The organism is Streptomyces swartbergensis (assembly GCF_002148965.1).
Classification (GTDB): Bacteria; Actinomycetota; Actinomycetes; order Streptomycetales; family Streptomycetaceae; genus Streptomyces; species Streptomyces swartbergensis.
On sequence record NZ_NGFN01000021.1, the window covers coordinates 26,402 to 45,835 of the forward strand.

The following is a 19,434-nucleotide window of genomic DNA, read 5'->3' on the forward strand; positions in this document are numbered from 1 at the left end:
GGGTGAGGTTCCTTCAGGGGCGCGGGGAACTGCGCGACCAGCCACACTCGGCCCGCACCCCGCAGACAACAGATCTCGGCAGACGCTTACGCACCCCACCCCGCCTGCTCCCCACCGACCCGCTCGGCAACGATCTTCTCGCCCCACCCGGACCGCCGGTACGCCGCAAGAGGCTCGGGGTCCAACCCCATCTCCTCCCGCACCTCCCGCAGCAACGGCCGCACATCCGTGTTGTACGCATCCATCAGCACGGCATTCGCCTCCAGCACATCCCCGCTGCGCTGCGCCGCCCCCAACGCGTCACCGTCGACCAGCAACGCCTTCGCCGTGGCCTCCTGCACATTCATCACCGAACGGATGATCGCCGGGATCTTCGCCTCGATGTTGTGGCACTGGTCGAGCATGAACGCGACCTCGGGCGAGAACCCGCCGCCCCGCACGACCTCGTACATGATCCGGAACAGCTGGAACGGATCCGCGGCCCCGACCATCAGGTCGTCATCCGCGTAGAACCGCGAGTTGAAGTCGAACCCACCGAGCTTCCCCTCCCGCAACAGCGTGGCGACGATGAACTCGATGTTGGTCCCGGGCGCGTGGTGCCCGGTGTCGACGACGACCTGGGCCTTCGGCCCGAGCTTCAGGCAGTGGGCGTACGCCGTACCCCAGTCCGGAACGTCCGTCGAGTAGAAGGCCGGCTCGAAGAACTTGTACTCCAGCAGCATCCGCTGCCCGTCGCCCAGCCGCTCGTAGACCTTCGCGAGCCCCTCGGCGAGCCGGTCCTGCCGGGCCCGGATGTCGTCCTGCCCGGGATAGTTCGTCCCGTCGGCGAACCACAGCTTCAGATCACCGGACCCGGTCGCATCCATGATGTCGACACACTCCAGCAGATGGTCGACGGCCTTGCGGCGCACGGAAGCCTCCGGATGACAGATGCTCCCCAGCTTGTAGTCGTCGTCCTGGAACGTGTTGGAGTTGATCGCGCCGAGCTTCACCCCGCGCTGCTCGGCATGCTTCGCCAGCGCCGCGTAGTCGTCGACCTTGTCCCAGGGAATGTGCAGGGCGACCGTCGGGGCGACCCCCGTGAACTCGTGCACCTTCGCCGCGTCGTCCAGCTTCTCGTACGGATTGCGCGGCACACCCGCTTGCGCGAACACCTTGAAGCGCGTGCCCGAGTTCCCGTACGCCCACGACGGCGTCTCGACTGCCTGGGTCTTGAGAGCGGCCTTCACCGCGGCGAGCTCGGTCACGTCAGGGCTCCTGAGGCATCGGGTCGTAACGACCACCGAATGAAACGATTCAGGACGCGAAGTTATGGGGCCCCCGAAGGGGTGTCAACCCCTCCGGCCGACACGGTTACCCGTGACCAGGGCGTGACCTTCTGTCCTCGAAACTTTTTCGACCGGAACCCATTGACGTGACATGCGTGACCCGCCTAACGTCCCGGCAATCCAGTTGAAACCTTTCACGACGCCGAGAGGGCCGTCCCGCCGGCGTCGTCGAGGAGCCCCCATGACCCACCCGTCCACCACGGGTCCGGCCCCGGTTCTGGCACTGAAGGACGTCTCCAAATCCTTCGGTGCGGTCCGCGCACTGCGGGACGTCTCCCTGGAGCTGTTCCCCGGGGAGGTGCACGCGCTCGCCGGTGAGAACGGTGCCGGCAAGTCCACCCTCATCAAGGCACTCGCCGGAGTGCACCGGCCGGACGCCGGCCAGGTGCTGCTCGACGGTGCGCCCGTCACCTTCCACGGCCCCGGCGACGCCCGCGACGCCGGCATCGCCGTGATCTACCAGGAGCCCACGCTCTTCCCCGACCTGTCGATCGCCGAGAACATCTACATGGGCCGCCAGCCCCGGCGCGCCCTCGGCCGCATCGACCACAAGGCCACGCACAACGCGACCGCCGCCCTCATGGAGCGCCTCGGTGTCGAACTCGACCCCGACCGGCCCGCCCGCGGCCTGTCCATCGCCGACCAGCAGATCGTCGAGATCGCCAAGGCCCTCTCCTTCGACGCCCGTGTCCTGATCATGGACGAGCCGACCGCCGCGCTCACCGGCAGCGAGGTCGCCCGCCTCTTCGGCGTCGTACGCACCCTGCGCGAACAGGGCGCCGCCGTGCTGTTCATCTCCCACCGGCTGGAGGAGATCTTCGAGATCTGCCGGCGGGTCACCACCCTGCGCGACGGCGCCCTGGTCGGCAGCGAGCCGCTGGAGGGCATGACCGAGGACGACCTCGTGCGCCGCATGGTGGGCCGCGACCTGGACGAGCTGTACCCCAAGCAGGAGGTGACGCCGGGCGAGGTCGCCCTGAGCGTGCGCCGCCTGACCCGCGAGGGCGTGTTCACCGACGTCTCCTTCGACGTACGGCACGGCGAGATCGTCGGCCTCGCCGGACTGGTCGGCGCCGGGCGCACGGAGGTCGCCCGGGCCGTGTTCGGCATCGACCGCTGGGACGCCGGTGAGGTCACCGTCGACGGCAAGGCCCTGGTCAACGGCGCCCCGTCCACCGCGATGTCCGCCGGACTCGCCCTGGTCCCCGAGGACCGGCGCGCCCAGGGCCTGGTGATGGACATGTCCATCGAGCGGAACATCGGGCTCACCGGGCTGCGCACCACCGTGAAGGCGGGCCTGATGGACCGCGGAGCCGAGCGCAGCCGCTCCCTCGACTGGGCCGTCAAGCTCCAAGTCAAGTACGCCCGGATCGCCGACACCGTCAACACGCTCTCCGGCGGCAACCAGCAGAAGGTCGTGCTCGCCAAGTGGCTCGCCACCGGCCCCAGGGTGCTGATCGTCGACGAGCCGACCCGCGGCATCGACGTCGGCACCAAGGCCGAGGTGCACCGGCTGCTGTCCCAACTGGCCGCCGACGGCGTCGCCGTCCTGATGATCTCCTCCGACCTGCCCGAGATCCTCGGCATGGCCGACCGCGTGCTGGTCATGCACGAAGGCCGTCTCACCGCCGAGATCCCACGCTCCGACGCCACCGAGGAAACCGTGATGGCCGCAGCCACCGGGAGGGCCGCCGCATGACGGTCGTCACTCCCCAAGAGGCCCCCGTGGCCGACGTGCCCAAGTCGAGCGGCACCCGGCTGGTCGACCGCGTCTTCAAGATGCGCGAACTGGCCATCCTGGTCGTCTTCCTGGTGATGATCGCCGTCACCCAGGCCGGCAACAGCCAGTTCCTGTCCGAACAGGGCATCAAGGACCTGCTGCTGAACGCGACGATCCTCGTGCTCGTCGCCACCGGCCAGTCCCTCGTCGTCATCACCCGCAACGTCGACCTGTCCGTCGGATCCACGCTCGGCATCAGCGCCTTCGCCGCCGGCACCTATCTGCAGGGCGGCGGCAACCCGGTGGTGGCCATCGCGCTGGCGGTCCTGCTCGGCATCGGCTTCGGACTGCTCAACGGCCTGCTCGTCAGCCTCGGCCAGGTGCCCGCGCTCGTCGTCACCCTCGGCACGCTCTACATCATCCGCGGCATCGACTCCATCTGGGTCGGCTCCAGTCAGATCACCGCGGCCGATCTGCCCGGCGGTTTCGTCGACTTCGGCTCCGGCGGCATCTCGGCGGTGCCGTACCTCGCGCTGATCGCGCTGGCGGTCCTCATCGCCACCGCCTACTACCTCAAGCACTTCGCCAGCGGCCGCGAGCTCTACGCGCTGGGCTCCAACCCCGAGGCCGCCCGCCTCGCCGGCATCCCCGTGCGCAAGCGGATCCTCGCCGCGTACACCTTCTGCGGCGCTCTCGCCGGGCTCGCCGGCGCCATGTACCTCGCCCGGTTCGGCAACGTCGACTCCGGCACCGGCACCGGCTACGAACTGACCGTCGTCAGCGCGGTCGTGGTCGGCGGCGTCGTCTTCACCGGCGGCTCCGGCAGCGTCTACGGCGCGGCCCTCGGCGCGCTGCTGCTGACCTCGATCAACAGCGTGCTGCCCGCCCTCGGCGTCAGCTCCGTCTGGGTGCTGGCCATCAACGGCATCCTGCTCATCCTCGCCATCGCGGTCGACCGGGTCGTCGCGCTGCGCGTGGCCTCCGCCCTGAAGAAGAGGAACGCCCGCCATGGCTGACATCTCCCTGAGCCGAGCGGTCCGCTGGGACACGGTCGTCGGCGCACTCCTCATCGTCGTCCTGCTGTTCTCCTTCGGCTTCGTCGACGGGTTCAGCAACGCGCTCAACCTGTCGTTCCTCATCGGCAACACGCTGCCGATCGCGCTGATCGCCCTGCCGATGACCCTGCTGGTGGTGTCCGGCGAGATCGATCTGTCGGTGGCCTCGACGGCGGGTCTGTCCGGTGCCGTGATGGGCGCCCTGTGGAACCAGGGCATGGCCATCGAGACGATCATCCCGATCTGCCTGCTGCTGGGCGTCGTGTGCGGGCTGATCAACGGCCTGCTGGTGACCAGGCTGGGGCTGCCGTCGCTGGCCGTCACCATCGGCACGCTCGCCGCCTACCGGGGTATCGCGCAGATCGTGCTGGGCTCCGACGCGGTGACCGACTTCCCCACCCAGTACCTGGAATTCGCGTCAGGACGCATCGGCGACACATTCGTCCCGGACGCTTTCCTGCCGTTCCTCGTCCTGCTCGCCATCGCCGTGGTCGCGCTGCACGCCACCCCGTTCGGGCGGTCGCTGTTCGCGATCGGGGCGAGTGAGGAGGCGGCGCGGTTCGCCGGCATCCGGGTCAAGCGGCAGAAGCTGCTGCTGTTCACGGTGACCGGCCTGATGGCCTCACTCACCGGCATCTTCTGGGCGCTGCACTTCGCCAGCGCCCGCTACGACAACGCCACCGGCCTCGAACTGTCCGTCGTGGCCGCGGTGTTGCTCGGCGGTATCGACTTCGACGGCGGCAAGGGCACGCTCGGCGGCGCCATCGCCGGGGTGTTCCTGCTGGGGGCGCTCCAGAACGTCATGAGCCTCCAGGACGTCTCCGCCCAGTCGCAGATCGTCGTCACCGGCGTTCTGCTCGTCCTCTCCGTGCTCGGCCCCAGGGTCGCACGGCAGATCTCCGTAGCGAGGGCGGGCCGCAAGGCCGCCTCGACTCCGACCTCGTAACCCAGCCCTTCCTCGTAAAGGACCATCGTCATGCGTAAGTCGACCCTCCGCCGCAGCTGCGCGGCGCTCGCCACCGCCACCTCTCTCGCCCTGGCGCTCACCGCCTGCGGTGGCGGCACCACCAAGAAGGACGTGCAGAGTGAGGGCGGATCCGCCGCCGCGGCCGGCAAGGCCGACCCGAACGCCGAGCTGAAGAAGGGGCTGACCGTCGGGTTCCTGCCCAAGCAGGTCAACAACCCGTACTTCACCACCGCCGACAAGGGCGGCGAGAAGGCGCTGAAGGAGCTCGGCTCCAGCTACAAGGAGGTCGGTCCGTCCAGCGCGACCGACACCTCCGGCCAGGTCTCCTACGTCAACACGCTCACCCAGCAGCAGGTCGACGCGATGGCCGTGTCCGCGCAGGACCCGGGCGCGCTGTGCACCGCGCTGAAGCAGGCCATGAAGAACGGCATCAAGGTCGTCACGTACGACTCCGACACCACGCCGGACTGCCGCAACGCCTTCGTCTCGCAGGCCTCCGCCGAGGACCTGGGCCGTACCGAGGTGCAGCTGCTCGCCAAGCAGATCGGCTACAAGGGCGAGATCGCGATCCTGTCCGCCGCGCAGACCGCGACGAACCAGAACACCTGGATCGACTTCATGAAGGACGAGCTGAAGAAGCCCGAGTACAAGAACATGAAGCTGGTGAAGACCGCGTACGGCAACGACGACGCCCAGCAGTCCTTCCAGCAGACCCAGGGCCTGCTCCAGGAGTACCCGAACCTGAAGGGGATCATCTCCCCGACCACGGTCGGCATCAAGGCCGCCGCCCAGTACCTGTCGGGCTCCAAGTACAAGGGCAAGGTCAAGCTGACCGGCCTCGGCACCCCCAACGACATGCGCAAGTACGTCAAGAACGGCACCGTCGAGGCGTTCGAGCTGTGGGACCCGGCGAAGCTCGGCGAGCTGGCCGCCCGTACGGCAGTCGCCCTGTCCTCCGGGCAGATCACCGGCAAGGAGGGCGAGACCTTCAAGGCCGGCGCCATGGGCGAGTACACCATCGGCAAGGACGGCGTGATCAGCCTCGGCAAGCCGACCGTGTTCGACGCCAAGAACATCGATCAGTTCAACTTCTGATTCTTGGAGGGTTGTTGATGCAGCGCGTGTGCTTCCTGCTGAAGGTCCGGGCGGACCGCCTCGACGAGTACCGCGAGCGGCACGCCGCCGTGTGGCCCGAGATGCTCGACGCCCTGAAGGCGACCGGCTGGCACAACTACTCGCTCTTCCTGCGCGAGGACGGACTGCTCGTCGGCTACCTGGAGACCGAGGACTTCGCGGCCGCCCAGGCCGGAATGGAAGCCACCGACGTCAACGCCCGCTGGCAGGCGGAGATGGCGCCGTTCTTCGAGTCGCTGGACGGCGCCCGGCCCGACGAGGCCATGAAACCGCTCACGGAAGTGTTCCACCTCGCCTGAACAATGGAGTTCATGAGATGCACAGACGTACGTTGCTGGCCGCCGCTTTGGCCGGAGCCGTGGTGACCCCCGCCCTTGCCTCCGGCACCGCGCGGGCCGCCGACCCCGGCCCCTCCGTCACCCGGACCGGCACCACCACGCTCGACAGCCAGGCCCTCTTCTTCGTGTCGTACGACGGCCTGGTCAACAACAACGCGTTCCAGAAGAACGGCCTGCTGACCTACAAGGGCTACCAGTACGCCGTCTGGTACACCGCCGACCGCAACGCCGTCGTCGGCCGCCGCGCCCTCGGCGCCAGTACCTGGTCGACCGTGAAGGTCGGTCACACCCTGCGGTACAACGACTCCCACAACGTCATCTCCATGGGCGTCTCCAAGGTCGACGGCCGGCTGCACCTCAACATGGACTCCCACAGCGACGGCTTCACCTACGTCAAGTCGGTCGCCGGGCTCATGGACAACCCCGCCGGTCTGAGCTGGACCGCGAGCCGCTTCGGCGCGCCCCAGTCCACCCTGGACGGCCTGGCGCTGACCTCGCAGTTCACCTACCCGCAGTTCATCTCCACACCGGAGGGCAGGCTCCAGCTCAGCTACCGCGTCGCCGTCTCCGGCAACGGCCGCAATGCCCTCGCCGAGTACGACGGCACGAAGTGGACCAGCCTCGGCGAGTGGTCCAGCTCCACCGGCACGTACAGCAGCGAGCACGGCTCCTCGACCGCCCGCAACATGTACCTGCACGGCATCGACTACGACAGGAACGGCCGGCTGCACTCGTTCTTCACCTGGCGCGAGCAGAACGGCGCCGTGATGTGCAACGGCGGCGGCATCACCAACCACGACACCGGCTACGTCTACTCCGACGACCGCGGCCGCACCTGGCGCAACAACGCGGGCACCGTCGTCGGCGTCACCGGCGGCTCCGACAAGGTGTCCGTGAACGACGCCGGCCTGGTCGTCGACCCGCTCAACCCGGACCACTCCCTGATGAACCAGGAGAGCCAGTTCACCGACTCCGCGGGCCGGCCGCACGCGATCATCTCCTACGTCCCGGGCCGCTTCGGGCAGTGCACCACCAACTACGTCAGCGACCGGACGCGCAACGGCCGCGCCTTCCACGTCCGCAGGGACGCCTCCGGCACCTGGCAGAAGACCGAGATCCCGGTCCCGCTGAACTCCAGCCAGCGCACCAAGCTGATCCTGGACAAGTACGACAACGCCTACGCGATCTTCCCCTTCGGCCGCATAGCCGCCGCCTCGGCGGCCTCCGGATACACCGACTGGAGGATCCTGTTCGACGGCAGCGGCCTCAACGCCTTCGGCGAGGTCGTCATCGACGAGACACGCGTCGCGCAGGACGGTGTGCTGTCCTTCATGTACCAGGAGAAGTCCAGCGGTACGACACCGTCGGCGCTGCACGTGATCGACTTCCGCCTGCCCGCCTGACCGCACCCGGTTCCCGGGGCGGCGTGCCGGTAGTGTGATGCCGCCCCGGCCGCCGCCCCCCAAGTCTCCCTCTGGAGGTCCCCGCCCGATGGCCCAGTCGGTGGGTATCAAGGACGTCGCCCGCGCCGCCGGAGTCTCCGTCGGCACGGTCTCGAACGTGATCAACCGCCCGGACACGGTCGCCACCGAGACCCGGGCCCGCGTGCTGTCCGCGATAGACCGGCTCGGCTACGTCCGCAGCGAGTCCGCGCGCCAGCTGCGCGCGGGCCGCAGCCGCATCATGGGGCTGCTCGTCCTCGACATGGGCAACCCCTTCTTCGTCGACGTGGCCCGGGGCGCCGAACGCGCCGCACGGCAGGCCGGACTCGGCGTGATGGTCTGCAACAGCGCCCAGAACCCGGGCGAGGAGGCCGAGTACCTGTCGCTCTTCGCCGAGCAGCGCGTGCGCGGCGTGCTGCTCACTCCGGCCGACGCGACGGGCCGCAACATCGAGGCGTTCCGCCGGCACGGCATTCCCTTCGTCCTGGTCGACCGGGTCGCCGAGGGCACCACCGAGTGCTCGGTCTCCGTCGACGACGTCGCGGGCGGCGCCCTGGCCGTACGCCACCTCGTCGACGCCGGGCACCGCTCCATCGCCTACGTCAGCGGCCCGCCCGGCCTCAACCAGGTCCGCGACCGGCGCACGGGCGCCCTCGAAGCGCTCTCCGAGGCCGGGCTCGGCCCCGACGCGCTGCGCGAGCTGCCCACCGAACGGCTGGACGTCGCCGCGGGCCGCGACGCCGGCGCCCGCCTGCTCGGCCTCGCCGACCGGCCGACCGCCGTGTTCTGCGCCAACGACCTGCTGGCCCTCGGTGTCCTGCAGGCCATGTACGCGGCCGGTGTCGGGGTCCCGGACGACCTCGCCATCGTCGGCTACGACGACATCGAGTTCGCGGCGGCCGCCGCCGTCCCGCTCACCTCGGTACGGCAGCCCGCCGTCACCATGGGCGCCATGGCGGCCGACCTGCTCCTGGAGGAGACGGAGGAGGACGGCCCGGCCCGGCCGCACGAGCACCGGAGGGTCGTGCTCCAGCCGGAGCTGGTGGTCCGCCGCTCCAGTCTGTCCGCCCGCTGAACCTGAACCGCCGTTCAGGAACATTTCATGATCCGAAGGGGCCACGCGCGGACGTCCCCTGTGATGAACTGGGACGCGGTCCGAAAATCCGTCCGTCCCGGGAGCCCTGTTGACCCTCAGCTACCGCCAGCCCGGAGTTGTCCTCACCGACCGCCGCTTCACCGTCCCCCTCGACCACGACCAGCCCGGGGGCGAGACGATCGAGCTGTACGCCCGCGAGGTCGTCGCGAGCGACAAGGCGCACCAGGACCTGCCGTGGCTGCTCTACCTCCAGGGCGGGCCCGGCTTCGGCGCGGACCGCTCCGTCGGCAGGCCCGGCTGGCTCGGCCGCGCGCTGAAGGAGTACCGCGTCCTCCTCCTCGACCAGCGCGGCACCGGCCACAGCACGCCCGCCAACCGGCAGACGCTCCCGCTGCGCGGCGGCCCCGCCGAACAGGCCGACTACCTCACGCACTTCCGCGCCGACTCGATCGTCCGCGACTGCGAGGCCATCCGCGCCCAGGTCACCGGCGGCGCCCCCTGGACCGTCCTCGGCCAGAGCTTCGGCGGTTTCTGCGCCACCAGTTACCTGTCCCTCGCGCCCGAGGGCCTGGCCACCGCCGTGATCACCGGCGGACTGCCCTCCCTGGACGCCCACGCCGACGACGTCTACCGGGCCGCCTTCCCGCGCATCGAACGCAAGGTCACCGCGCACTACGCCCGCTACCCGCAGGACGCCGAACGCGCCCGCCGCATCGCCGACCACCTCCTGACCCACGACGTGGTCCTGCCCAACGGCTACCGGCTCACCGTCGAGGCCTTCCAGTCCCTCGGCATCGTCCTGGGCACCGGCGACGGCACCCATCGCCTGCACTACCTCCTCGAAGACGCCTTCGTCCGCACCCCGCGGGGCTTCACGCTCTCCGACGCCTTCCTGGAGCAGGCGCAGGGCATGCTGTCCTACGCCCGCCACCCGCTGTACGCCCTGATCCACGAGTCGATCTACGGCCAGGACGCCCGCCCCACCGCCTGGTCGGCCGAGCGGGTCCGCGCCGAGTTCCCGCAGTTCGACGCCGCGAAGGCCCTCGCGGGCGACGAACCGCTGCTGTTCACCGGCGAGTCGATCCACCCCTGGATGTTCGACTGCGACCCGGCGCTGCGCCCCCTGCGCGAGACCGCCGACCTGCTCGCCGCCCGCACCGACTGGACACCCCTGTACGACCCGGCCCGCCTCGCCGCGAACGACGTACCGGTCGTCGCCGCCGTCTACCACGACGACATGTACGTCGACACGGCCCACTCCCTGCGCACCGCCCGCGCGATCCGCGGCCTGCGCACCTGGGTCACGGACGAGTTCGAGCACGACGGCGTACGCACCGGCGGCGGGCGGGTCCTGGACCGGCTGCTGGCGCTGGTGCGGAACGAGGCGTGATGCCGTGCCGGACGCGTCGTGATGCCGGTGGCGCGGATTAGTCTGCCGACATGACGACCACTCAACTCCAGCCCATGCCCGACGACTGGCGGCGCGCCCTCGCGGTCGTGGCGCACCCCGACGACCTCGAGTACGGCTGCTCGGCGGCGATCGCGGCCTGGACCGACGAGGGCCGCGAGGTCGCCTATGTGCTGGCGACTCGGGGCGAGGCGGGCATCGACACACTGGAGCCCGAGCGGTGCGGGCCGCTGCGGGAGCGGGAACAGCGGGCGAGCGCGGCGGTGGTCGGCGTGTCGGTCGTGGAGTTCCTCGACCACAAGGACGGTGTCATCCAGTACGGCACCGCCCTGCGCCGCGACATCGCCGCCGCGATCCGCCGGCACCGGCCCGAGCTGGTCATCACGCTCAACCACCGGGACACCTGGGGCGGCGTCGCCTGGAACACCCCGGACCACGTGGCCGTCGGCCGGGCCACGCTCGACGCGGCCGGCGACGCCGGCAACCGGTGGATCTTCCCGGACCTCACCGAGCAGGGCCTTCAGCCGTGGGACGGCGTGCGCTGGGTCGCCGTCGCCGGTTCCAGCACCCCCACGCACGCGGTCGACGCGACGCCCGGCATGGAACGCGCGGTGCGCTCACTGCTGGAACACCGCACCTACATCGAGGTCCTGACCGACGAGGACCCCGAAGTCTACGTCCGGGGCTTCCTCACCCAGCACGCCGAGGCCACCGGGGAGCGGTTCGGGGGCAGGCCGGCGGTGGCGTTCGAACTGTTCGGCAGATGACGCGGACGGCATCGGCTGAGGGGACCCACACAGGGCCGCACACTCATCAGTGAGTTTTTCGTTTCGTATGCTGAATGCCATGCGAGATCACAAGCCCGCGCGGGCGGAACTGCGCGGCGACTGCGAGCGGTGCTTCGGACTGTGCTGCGTCGCCCTCCCCTTCGCGGCCTCGGCCGACTTCGCGGTCGACAAGGACGCCGGCACACCCTGCCGCAATCTCCAGAGCGACCACCGCTGCGGCATCCACGCCCGGTTGCGGCAGAAGGGGTTCACCGGATGCACGGTCTACGACTGCTTCGGCGCCGGGCAGCAGGTCTCGCAGATCACCTTCGGCGGCCAGGACTGGAGGTCCGGACCGCCGGAGCACGCCCGCCGCATGTTCGACGTCTTCCCGGTCGTCCGGCAGCTGCACGAGCTGCTGTGGTACCTGACCGAGGCACTCTCCCTGCCCGCGGCCCGGCCCGTCCACGCCGGTCTGCGCAAGTCCCTGGAGAAGACCGAGGAGCTGACCGGGCTGACACCCGAGGAGCTGACCGGGCTGGACGTGGCGGCGCACCGCCAGGAGGTCAACGTCCTGCTGTTGAGGACGAGCGAGCTGGCCAGGGCCGGCACCAAGGGGCGTAAGAAGAACCGCCGGGGCGCGGACCTCATGGGCGCCCGCCTCAAGGGTGCCGACCTGCGCGGCGCCGACCTCCGCGGCGCCTACCTCATCGCCGCCGACCTCACGGGCGCGGATCTGCGGGGCGCGGACCTGATCGGTGCCGACCTGCGCGACGCGGACCTCACGGACGCCGACCTGACCGGGGCGTTCTTCCTCACCCAGCCACAGCTCAACGCGGCCCGGGGCAGTGCCGGGACCCGGCTCCCCGAGTCAGTCACCCGCCCCGGGCACTGGGCAGCGCAGGTCTGAGGCCGCCTCCCGCACGGGGGTCCGGCGCTCCGGGTGCAGCCGCAGCCCCTCCGGCATCAGCGTCAGCCGTTCCGTCACCCGCAGCCGGTACGCCGGGTCGGGCCGCATCTCGTAGCGGCGCAGCAGCAGGCCGAGCACCAACGTCGCCTCGTGCAGGGCGAACTGGCGCCCGATGCAGGCCCGCGCCCCGGTCCCGAAAGGCTTGAACGTGTGCGGGGCCCGGGACCGTACGGCCCGCGCGTCGAAGCGGTCCGGGTCGAACCGCTCGGCGTCCGCGCCCCACACCTCGGGGTCCCGGTGCAGCATCGGCGTCAACACCAGCGCCCACGCCCCGCGCCGCATGGGATGCTCCCCGGCCAGCACCGTGTCCTCCCGTGCCTCCCGGGCGAAGGCCGGCGCGGTGGGCCACAGCCGCAACGACTCGTCCAGCACCCGGCGGACGTAGCGCAGCCGGGCCACCTGCTCGTAGGCCGGTTCCGCCGCGTCGCCCCAGACGCGGTCCACCTCCGCGCGCGCCCGGGCTGCTACCTCGGGGTGGCGGGAGAGGTAGTGCAGCGCGAAGGAGAGCGCGCCGGACGTCGTCTCGTGGCCGGCGACGAGGAAGGTGATGACCTGACGGCGGACGTTCCGCGGCTCCAGCCGCTCCCCGGTCTCCGGGTGGGCCGTCTGAAGCATCCGGTCGAGCAGGTCCCCGTCCCCGCGCCCGGAGGCGCGCCGGGCCCGGACCAGCTCGTCGACCGTGCGGTTGAGGTAGGCGATGTCGGCGGCGTTGCGGCGGCTCGCGCTCCGCAGCAGCAGCGGGGCCAGCGGGAAGGGCACCGTGTTGAGCCGCTGCGCGTACGTCAGGGTGCCGACCATCGCGGTCACGAAGGGATGCGGCCGGGAGCGTTCGAACGACCCGAAGTCGTGGCCGAAGCCGGTGCGCGCGATCGTCTCCAGCGTCAGCTTGGTCATGTCGCCGGGCACGTCCACCGCCCGGCCGGTCGCCGCCGCCCGGTCCCAGTGCTCCGTCAGCTGCCGCGCGACGGCCAGCATCATCGGGTGGTAACCGGCCATGGCCTCACGGCTGAACCCCGGGGCGAGCACATCGTGCGCCAGTTGCCAGTTGGGCTCGTGGTTGTACGCCGTGAACAGGCCGTCCCCGGCGACCGGCCGCAGGTTCGCGATGCCGAGACCCACGTGCTTGGCGAACCGTGACTCGTCCGCGAGGTCGGCCGCGTGCCGGGCGCCCCACACGAATACGAACTCCTTGCCGAACGCCTTCCTCCGGAAGACCGGACCCAGTCGGCGGGCGTGCCGCAGCGAGTCCTGGAGGGGAGTGCGCCGGTTCACGCCCACCACGTCACCGAGCAGCGGGACCCGGTACGGCGGGTGCGGAATGCGGTCCAGCTCCGGCCAGCCCAGCTCGGCACCCCGGAACCCTCTGGGCAGCCCGTCCCGTATCGGCGCCTCCGTCATGACGCTATCTCCCTTGATCCAGCGGCGGGTTCGCACGTGTTGTACGTGGGTTCAATAGCGCGGTTCAGTCTGGTCCCGTTGTTGAACCGGCGTCAAGTAAAGTGCGGGCATGGCCGCGAACCAGGGCGGGCGCACGCGTCGCCGGCTCAGCACCGAGGAGCGCCGGGAGCAGCTTCTGGGCGTCGGTGCGCGGCTGTTCTCGGAGAGTCCGTACGACGACGTGTGGATCGAGCAGGTCGCCGAGATCGCCGGGGTGTCGCGCGGGCTGCTGTACCACTACTTTCCGACCAAGCGGGACTTCTTCGCGGCGGTCGTCGCGCGCGAGAGCGAGCGGATGCTGCGCATGACGGCGCCGGTGCCCGGCGTCCCGGTGCGCGAGCAGCTCGCGGGCGGCCTCGACACGTTCCTGGAGTACGTCCAGACCCATGCCCACGGCTACCGCGCCTTCCATCGCGCCGACGCGGCCGGGGACCAGGCGGTTCGGCGGGTCTACCAGCGGGCTCTGGGCGCGCAGGAGCGGCAGATCCTCACGGCGCTCGCCGAGGACCCCGAGTTCGGCCCGGCCTGCGAGGGGCGGCCGGAGGTGCGGCTCGCCGTGCGCGGCTGGCTGGCGTTCACCACGGCCGTCTGTCTGGAGTGGCTGCGCGGCACGGAGTTGAGCCGGGATCAGGTGCGCGAGCTGTGCGCCCGCGCCCTGCTGGGCGTGCTCACTCCCTGAAAGGCCTCGTAAAGATCACGTGACGTGGTTGGCGCACGCCTCGATCTTCGGTAGGTTAGGCAAGGCTTACCTAAGGAGGTCTGGGATGGGTGACGACAGCCACGGATGGACGGCGGCCCCTGCCGCGGCGGAGCGGGCGCGCTCGGTGCTCGCCGCCGCGTGGTCCTGCTCGGTGACCGCGGAGGGCACGCGGGAGGAGCTGGTCGGCGCGCACACGGTGACCGAGGACGGCCGGGTGCTGGTGGACGTGCCCGGGGACAGTGCCCTGCTCGGGGCCGCGATCTGCGCGCCCCGCGGGGAGCCGTCCGCGGTGCTGGAGTTCGCCGACGTGGCCCCCGTCCCCGTGCGCGACCGGATCCGCGCCCGGCTGTGGCTCGCGGGCTGGTTCGCCGTCGAGGGGGACCGGCTGGCCTTCCGGGCCACGCGCGTGGTGCTGCGACAGCCGTCCGGGGCCGTGGTCGTCGACCTCGACGACTTCGCCGCCGCGACGCCCGACCCGCTCACCACGGCCGAGGCCCGGCTGCTCACGCACCTCGCCGACTGCCACGCGGACGCGGTCGAGCGGCTCACCCGGCTCGTCGGCTCCGACAGCCTGCACGGCGCGGTCCGCGTCCAGCCCCTCGCCGTCGACCGGCACGGACTGACGCTGCGCATCGAACGCGCCCGCGCCCACGGCGACGTACGACTGGCGTTCCACACACCCGCCGACGACGTCGCGCAGCTCACCGAGCGCATGCACGTGCTGCTCAGCCAGGCGACCGCCGCGTCCTGCCCGCGGGCCCTACAGTGGCAGCGCACAGACGGCGACCGGTGACGGAAACGGTTCTCCGGTGCGCCGCAGCGCGCCGCTCGTCTCGTCCACGCGGAAGACGGTCACGGTGCCGGATTTCTGGTTCGCCGCGAACAGCAGGATGCCCTCCGGCGAGAGGGCGATCTGGCGCGGGAAGTCCCCGCCCACCGGCACGGTGTCCAGCAGCCTGAGCCGGGCGCCGTCCGCCTCGACGGCGTAGCGCGTGAGGCTGTTGTCGCCGCGGTTGGCGAGAAAGGCGTGACGGCCGTTCGGGGTCACCACGAACTGCGCCGGGTAGTTGGTGCCCGGACCGGTTCCCGTGGACTGCGGCTCACCGACCGTGACGCGGCCGGAGGCGGGGTCGTACGAGCAGACCGCCACCGTGTTGTCGACCTCGTTGGCGAGGTAGGCGTACCGGCCGCCGGGGTGGAACGTCAGGTGGCGCGGGCCCGCGCCCGGCCGGGTGTGCGCCTGCGCGACCTCGCTGAGCGTGCCGGCCTTCTCGTCGAGCCGGTACGTGTAGACGGTGTCCGTACCCAGGTCCACGGCGAGCACATGACGGCCGTCGGGGCTCGTGAGGATCTGGTGGGCGTGCGGACCCTCCTGGCCAGGACCCGGCGCCGGACGGGTGTGCCGGACGAGATCGGTCCGCTCGCCCAGGGCGCCCGAGGCGTCGATCGGATGCACCGCCACGCTGCCCGAGCCGTAGTCCGCGCTGAGCAGCCAGCGCCCGCCCGGATGCACGGACAGATGGCAGGGGCCCGCGCCGCCGGTGCTCCGGCTGCCCAGGATCTTCCGGTCGGACAGCCGGACGGCCGTCACGGCGCCGTCGTCGCGCTCGTTCACCGCGTACAGCGTGCGGCGGTCCGGGTGGATCGCGAGGTACGACGGGTTGCCGACGCCGGTGAGCGTGCCGGTGCCGGTGATCCGGCCCGTCGCCGCGTCGTACGTGGCCAGGCCGATGCCCTTGCCGCCGCCCTCGACGGAGGTGTAGGTGCCGAGGTAGAGGGGGCGCGGGCCGGACGGGCGCCGGGCCTCGCGGGACGGGCTCACGCTCGCCTCGGGGGCCGCCGGACTCGTCGGGGACGCGGGCGCGGGAGCGTCGTCGCAGGCGGGCAGCGCCGCCGCGGCGGCCCCCGACGCCAGTGCGCCGACGAACCGGCGCCTGCTCCAGCCACCACTGCCCATGTCGCCCCTCAGGTCGTCACTCGTCCCCGTCGCGACAGCCACCTTGACGTGGATCACCGTCCGGGTGCAACAACAGCACCTGGCGTTGCGCGGGCGCAACCCGCTCCAGGTGGTCGCTCAGCGGTAACGCCCGCCGACCCCCGTACGGTTCCGCCACATCTGCTCCTGGACGCCCAGGCGCTCACGCAGCCGTGTCAGGCGCGGCAGCCGCTCGCGCTGCTCCTGGGACACCCGGTCCAGTTCCTCGAACAGGCGCCGGGTGCGGTGCTCGGTGTCGAGTTCGTCGAGGATCCGGTTGACCTCCGTCAGGACGGCGCCGAGCAACTGCCAGTTCCGCGCCTCGCGCTCGGCCTCCTTGCGCAGCAGCAGGGCCAGCTTGTCGCGGGTGCCCGCCGCGCTGCGCAGCTCCGCGGCGAGACGTTCCTCCGCCGACTCGGCGCTCGCACTGAGATGGGTGGTCACCAGCACCGCGAAACTCACCACCGCGTCGGCGATCTCCGACAACAGCTGTTCCAGCGCGGCGCCCGTCTCGGCCTCGAACAGCGGCTCCGGCTCGCGCTCCTTCGCGAGGTCGGTGAGGGAGCGCGCGAGCACGCGCAGCACGACCGTGCAGATCTCCAGCGTGTCCAGGCCGGTGCGCAGCACCACCCGGTGCAGCAGGCCCTCCCGCACGCGCGGGTTGAGCCGCAGGCTGTCCTCCGCCTGCCGGAGCGCCGCGTCCACCTCGACGATGTCGTGGTCCAGGCGCCGCGCCTCGTGCAGCCGCTCCGCCGCGCGGTCGGAGGGAGTACGGCCGGCGGCCTCCTCACCCAGGCGCAGCATCAGCTGCCGCAGCCGGCGCGCCAGGCCCTCGATCGACGCGCCCGCCTCCTCCACCCACACCGGCGGAGCCAGCAGCAGATTGCAGCCGAGTCCGACGACCGCGCCGATCAGCGTCTCCACCACCCGGGCCCAGGCCGTGTCCCCGTGGGCGGTGACCCCGAGCACCAGCATCGCGCTGATCGCCACCTCGGGTACGTACTCCTCCACCCGGACCAGCCGTCCCACGACCAGCGAGGCCACGAGGAGCAGCGCCAGGCTCCACCAGGTCAGGCCCACCAGAAGGCTGAACGCGATGGCGACGAGAACGCCGGTCACCACGGCGTTCACCCGCCGGAAGCCGTTGGTGAGCGTGGCGTACAGGGTCACCTGGACGACCAGCAGGGCCGTCAGGGGAGCGGTGAGCGGTGCCGCCTCGGGACTCAGCCGCAGCGCGATGACGTAGGCGATCGTCGCCGCGAACGCGGACCGCACCGTCTGGACGACCACGGGGTCCCGGCGCTTGTGCCCGATCCGCCTGGCGTGCGCCGTCCACTCACGTACCTCTCGCATCCTCCGGCTGTTCCCCTTCCCCGGCGTATCGAACGCATCCATGAAGGACGTTAATGCCGGGGGAAACCACGGGCGACCGAGGGGCTCAGGCGTACACCTTGTCGAGGAAGGCGGTCAGATGGCCCATCGTCCGGTCGATCTGCTCCTCCAGGCTGAGGCTCTCCTCGAAGCGGGGCCCGCTCTCCGGCACCTTCTTCCCGCGCAGGTACAGCGAGCAGGCGAGGTCGGTGCACATGTACGCCCCGACGGAGTTCCCCTCACGTCCGGCCGCTCCCGTCTTCCGCGCGGTCATCAGCGCCACACCGCCCCGCGGGTGCGTCGTCAGGCACAGCGAACACATGCTGCGGTGCAGAAAGCCCCGCTGCACCGCCTGGAATCGCATCGCCACCCCGACGAGCCGCCCCTCGCGCTCGGCGACCAGATAACTCCGATCGGGCGCCCCCGGATCCCGCCACCCGAGAAAGTCGAGATCGTCCCAGGGGCGCTCGGCGAGATCCCGGGGGATGGCCAGACGCTTGGCCTCTCCCTTGGAGCAGTTGATAAACGAGTTGCGGATGTCCTGTTCGGTGAGTGATCTCATGGGAGGGCTCCTGGTCGTCGTAGGCGAAACCTAGGGGCCCTAGGTTTCGGGGATCAGGTTAGAAGCACCGACAAGGGGGAGCCAGTGGATATTCCGGAGGTCGCGTCCGCGCGGGCATGGGCGGCGCTGCGGCATGTGGCGGGCGGCTCGTCGGGGCCCGCCGTCGATCCGCAGGTGCGGATCACACTGAACTTCCACCCGGACCGGCCGGCGGGCGACGTGCCCATCCTGGTGGCGCTCGCCCGGGACGGCGCCTATCACTCGCAGTTCGTCACCGGCACCAGCAACGGCGGCCTCACGGCCCGCCCCGGCGGCGACCGGTGGCGCTGGGAGAGCCGGATGTTCGGCGGGGCCTACGACGAAGCGGCCGCGCACGAGCGGCCCGTCTACGGCGCCCTGAACTTCCGCCGGCAGGTGGTCGGCGCGGCACCGCGCTTCGGCTCCTCGCACTTCCGGCTGCGCGCCGGCGCCCTGGCCCGCGCCACGTTCTGCTACCCCGACAGCGCCGCCGAGCCGGCCGACTTCGGCGTGGCGGCCGGCATGTCGCTCATCGCGCTGGCCGAGGCGGACGAGCAGGACGCCCTCAACGACTACATCGAGGCGCAGGTGCACGGAGGCGTCGATCTCGCCCGGGACGTGGAGGCGCTGGTGCTGGACGCCTGTTACCGCGGCACACCGGTCGAGGCCGCGGCCCGGCACCTGCCCTGTCCCATCGAGTGGCACCCCGGCTACCGGCTCACCGTGGCCGGGCTACGGCGCCACGCGGACTACCGCGGCCGGGAGTACGCGGAACTGGGCGCGCGGATCGCCCGGGACGGCCTCGTCGACCCGCGGGCCATCGGCGACGCCGCCCGGACGGGGCGGTACGAGCTGCAGGACCTGAAGATGGTGTGGCACACCCTCGCCCGCTTCGGAGCCCCGGAGGGAGCGGGCACGGCCTACTCCGCGGCCGGGGCCTCCGGCGGCCAGACCCCCGGGGTGAGCACCCCCAGCGCGTAGGCGCGGGCGACCAGTTCCGTGCGGTTGGTGGCGTGCCAGCGGGAGGACAGGCGGCGCAGGTGGTAGGTGACGCCGTCGGTGGTGAGGCCGGTCTCGCGGGCCGCCCGGGCCGTGGTGGCGCCGGCGGCCAGCAGGGCCAGGATGCGGGCCTCCACGGGGGTGACC

Annotated in this window: 19 protein-coding genes; 13 read left to right on the forward strand and 6 right to left on the reverse strand. The window is 71.2% G+C overall.

Annotation, left to right across the window (positions count from 1 at the left end; genetic code table 11):
• Positions 1 to 86: 86 nt before the first annotated feature.
• Positions 87 to 1,247, reverse strand: a complete 1,161-nt coding sequence (gene rhaI, locus CA983_RS05960) for an L-rhamnose isomerase (protein ID WP_086599832.1) — start codon at positions 1,245 to 1,247, stop codon at positions 87 to 89.
• Positions 1,248 to 1,509: 262 nt separating this feature from the next.
• On the opposite strand from rhaI, the gene CA983_RS05965 reads away from it, so the two are divergent.
• The 10 genes from CA983_RS05965 (at position 1,510) to CA983_RS06010 (ending at position 12,165) form a co-directional block, all read left to right on the forward strand.
• The gene (locus CA983_RS05965) at positions 1,510 to 3,027 is read left to right on the forward strand and encodes a sugar ABC transporter ATP-binding protein (RefSeq protein WP_086599833.1); all 1,518 of its coding nucleotides are present in this window, start codon (positions 1,510 to 1,512) and stop codon (positions 3,025 to 3,027) included.
• Positions 3,024 to 4,064: an ABC transporter permease gene (locus tag CA983_RS05970; protein WP_086599834.1), complete on the forward strand. Its 1,041-nt coding sequence runs from the start codon at positions 3,024 to 3,026 to the stop codon at positions 4,062 to 4,064. The genes CA983_RS05965 and CA983_RS05970 overlap by 4 nt, the downstream gene beginning before the upstream one ends.
• On the forward strand, positions 4,057 to 5,049 hold the full coding sequence (locus CA983_RS05975; RefSeq protein WP_086599835.1) for an ABC transporter permease: 993 nt from the start codon (positions 4,057 to 4,059) through the stop codon (positions 5,047 to 5,049). Before CA983_RS05970 ends, CA983_RS05975 begins: the two co-directional genes overlap by 8 nt.
• Before the next feature lie 30 nt (positions 5,050 to 5,079).
• Positions 5,080 to 6,165, forward strand: coding sequence for a rhamnose ABC transporter substrate-binding protein (gene rhaS, locus CA983_RS05980; protein ID WP_086599836.1), 1,086 nt, complete (start codon positions 5,080 to 5,082; stop codon positions 6,163 to 6,165).
• 17 nt (positions 6,166 to 6,182) lie between these two features.
• Positions 6,183 to 6,503 carry an L-rhamnose mutarotase gene (locus tag CA983_RS05985; RefSeq protein ID WP_020272132.1) on the forward strand — a complete coding sequence of 107 codons (321 nt, stop codon included), beginning with the start codon at positions 6,183 to 6,185 and terminating at the stop codon, positions 6,501 to 6,503.
• Between the two features lie 17 nt (positions 6,504 to 6,520).
• Complete coding sequence (locus CA983_RS05990; RefSeq protein ID WP_086599837.1) at positions 6,521 to 7,945, forward strand: BNR repeat-containing protein; 1,425 nt, start codon at positions 6,521 to 6,523, stop codon at positions 7,943 to 7,945.
• Positions 7,946 to 8,033: 88 nt separating this feature from the next.
• Positions 8,034 to 9,059 (forward strand): LacI family DNA-binding transcriptional regulator, encoded by a 1,026-nt coding sequence (locus CA983_RS05995; protein ID WP_086599838.1) that lies wholly within the window; start codon positions 8,034 to 8,036, stop codon positions 9,057 to 9,059.
• Positions 9,060 to 9,168: 109 nt separating this feature from the next.
• Complete coding sequence (locus tag CA983_RS06000; protein WP_086599839.1) at positions 9,169 to 10,470, forward strand: alpha/beta fold hydrolase; 1,302 nt, start codon at positions 9,169 to 9,171, stop codon at positions 10,468 to 10,470.
• A 50-nt stretch (positions 10,471 to 10,520) separates the two neighbouring features.
• Positions 10,521 to 11,255: a PIG-L deacetylase family protein gene (locus CA983_RS06005; RefSeq protein WP_086599840.1), complete on the forward strand. Its 735-nt coding sequence runs from the start codon at positions 10,521 to 10,523 to the stop codon at positions 11,253 to 11,255.
• A 67-nt stretch (positions 11,256 to 11,322) separates the two neighbouring features.
• On the forward strand, positions 11,323 to 12,165 hold the full coding sequence (locus tag CA983_RS06010; RefSeq protein WP_086599841.1) for a pentapeptide repeat-containing protein: 843 nt from the start codon (positions 11,323 to 11,325) through the stop codon (positions 12,163 to 12,165).
• Here the strand turns inward: CA983_RS06010 and CA983_RS06015 are convergent.
• Positions 12,127 to 13,623 (reverse strand): cytochrome P450, encoded by a 1,497-nt coding sequence (locus CA983_RS06015; RefSeq protein WP_086599842.1) that lies wholly within the window; start codon positions 13,621 to 13,623, stop codon positions 12,127 to 12,129. The two genes, CA983_RS06010 and CA983_RS06015, sit on opposite strands and share 39 nt — an antisense overlap.
• 109 nt (positions 13,624 to 13,732) lie before the next feature.
• Here CA983_RS06015 and CA983_RS06020 point away from each other — a divergent pair, with 109 nt between their 5' ends.
• Both CA983_RS06020 and CA983_RS06025 read left to right on the forward strand, forming a co-directional pair.
• Complete coding sequence (locus CA983_RS06020; RefSeq protein WP_086599843.1) at positions 13,733 to 14,341, forward strand: TetR/AcrR family transcriptional regulator; 609 nt, start codon at positions 13,733 to 13,735, stop codon at positions 14,339 to 14,341.
• Between the two features lie 85 nt (positions 14,342 to 14,426).
• On the forward strand, positions 14,427 to 15,155 hold the full coding sequence (locus CA983_RS06025; protein WP_086599844.1) for a DUF2470 domain-containing protein: 729 nt from the start codon (positions 14,427 to 14,429) through the stop codon (positions 15,153 to 15,155).
• On the opposite strand, the gene CA983_RS06030 is transcribed toward CA983_RS06025, so the two are convergent.
• The 3 genes from CA983_RS06030 to CA983_RS06040 form a co-directional block, all read right to left on the reverse strand.
• Positions 15,123 to 16,319, reverse strand: coding sequence for a lactonase family protein (locus CA983_RS06030; protein ID WP_086599851.1), 1,197 nt, complete (start codon positions 16,317 to 16,319; stop codon positions 15,123 to 15,125). The genes CA983_RS06025 and CA983_RS06030 overlap by 33 nt on opposite strands.
• Before the next feature lie 117 nt (positions 16,320 to 16,436).
• On the reverse strand, positions 16,437 to 17,690 hold the full coding sequence (locus CA983_RS06035) for an FUSC family protein (RefSeq protein ID WP_086599845.1): 1,254 nt from the start codon (positions 17,688 to 17,690) through the stop codon (positions 16,437 to 16,439).
• A gap of 85 nt (positions 17,691 to 17,775) precedes the next feature.
• A complete protein-coding gene (locus tag CA983_RS06040) occupies positions 17,776 to 18,270 on the reverse strand; it encodes an FBP domain-containing protein (RefSeq protein WP_086599846.1) in 495 nt (164 codons plus the stop codon).
• 84 nt (positions 18,271 to 18,354) lie between these two features.
• Between CA983_RS06040 and CA983_RS06045 the strand changes: the two genes are divergently transcribed.
• Complete coding sequence (locus CA983_RS06045; RefSeq protein ID WP_086599847.1) at positions 18,355 to 19,269, forward strand: DUF3626 domain-containing protein; 915 nt, start codon at positions 18,355 to 18,357, stop codon at positions 19,267 to 19,269.
• Here the strand turns inward: CA983_RS06045 and CA983_RS06050 are convergent.
• Positions 19,209 to 19,434 (reverse strand): LuxR C-terminal-related transcriptional regulator (locus tag CA983_RS06050; RefSeq protein WP_244206666.1); only part of this gene is annotated, 226 nt, incomplete at its 5' end. The two genes, CA983_RS06045 and CA983_RS06050, sit on opposite strands and share 61 nt — an antisense overlap.

What these genes read in the sequence shown, in the direction of transcription:
- CA983_RS05965 (WP_086599833.1), top strand. Translation starts at nt 1,510, where the DNA reads ATGACCCACCCGTCCACCACGGGTCCGGCCCCGGTTCTGGCACTGAAG.
- CA983_RS05970 (WP_086599834.1), top strand. Translation starts at nt 3,024, where the DNA reads ATGACGGTCGTCACTCCCCAAGAGGCCCCCGTGGCCGACGTGCCCAAG.
- CA983_RS05975 (WP_086599835.1), top strand. Translation starts at nt 4,057, where the DNA reads ATGGCTGACATCTCCCTGAGCCGAGCGGTCCGCTGGGACACGGTCGTC.
- rhaS (WP_086599836.1), top strand. Translation starts at nt 5,080, where the DNA reads ATGCGTAAGTCGACCCTCCGCCGCAGCTGCGCGGCGCTCGCCACCGCC.
- CA983_RS05985 (WP_020272132.1), top strand. Translation starts at nt 6,183, where the DNA reads ATGCAGCGCGTGTGCTTCCTGCTGAAGGTCCGGGCGGACCGCCTCGAC.
- CA983_RS05990 (WP_086599837.1), top strand. Translation starts at nt 6,521, where the DNA reads ATGCACAGACGTACGTTGCTGGCCGCCGCTTTGGCCGGAGCCGTGGTG.
- CA983_RS05995 (WP_086599838.1), top strand. Translation starts at nt 8,034, where the DNA reads ATGGCCCAGTCGGTGGGTATCAAGGACGTCGCCCGCGCCGCCGGAGTC.
- CA983_RS06005 (WP_086599840.1), top strand. Translation starts at nt 10,521, where the DNA reads ATGACGACCACTCAACTCCAGCCCATGCCCGACGACTGGCGGCGCGCC.
- CA983_RS06010 (WP_086599841.1), top strand. Translation starts at nt 11,323, where the DNA reads ATGCTGAATGCCATGCGAGATCACAAGCCCGCGCGGGCGGAACTGCGC.
- CA983_RS06015 (WP_086599842.1), bottom strand. Translation starts at nt 13,623, where the DNA reads ATGACGGAGGCGCCGATACGGGACGGGCTGCCCAGAGGGTTCCGGGGT.
- CA983_RS06020 (WP_086599843.1), top strand. Translation starts at nt 13,733, where the DNA reads ATGGCCGCGAACCAGGGCGGGCGCACGCGTCGCCGGCTCAGCACCGAG.
- CA983_RS06025 (WP_086599844.1), top strand. Translation starts at nt 14,427, where the DNA reads ATGGGTGACGACAGCCACGGATGGACGGCGGCCCCTGCCGCGGCGGAG.
- CA983_RS06030 (WP_086599851.1), bottom strand. Translation starts at nt 16,319, where the DNA reads ATGGGCAGTGGTGGCTGGAGCAGGCGCCGGTTCGTCGGCGCACTGGCG.
- CA983_RS06035 (WP_086599845.1), bottom strand. Translation starts at nt 17,690, where the DNA reads ATGCGAGAGGTACGTGAGTGGACGGCGCACGCCAGGCGGATCGGGCAC.
- CA983_RS06040 (WP_086599846.1), bottom strand. Translation starts at nt 18,270, where the DNA reads ATGAGATCACTCACCGAACAGGACATCCGCAACTCGTTTATCAACTGC.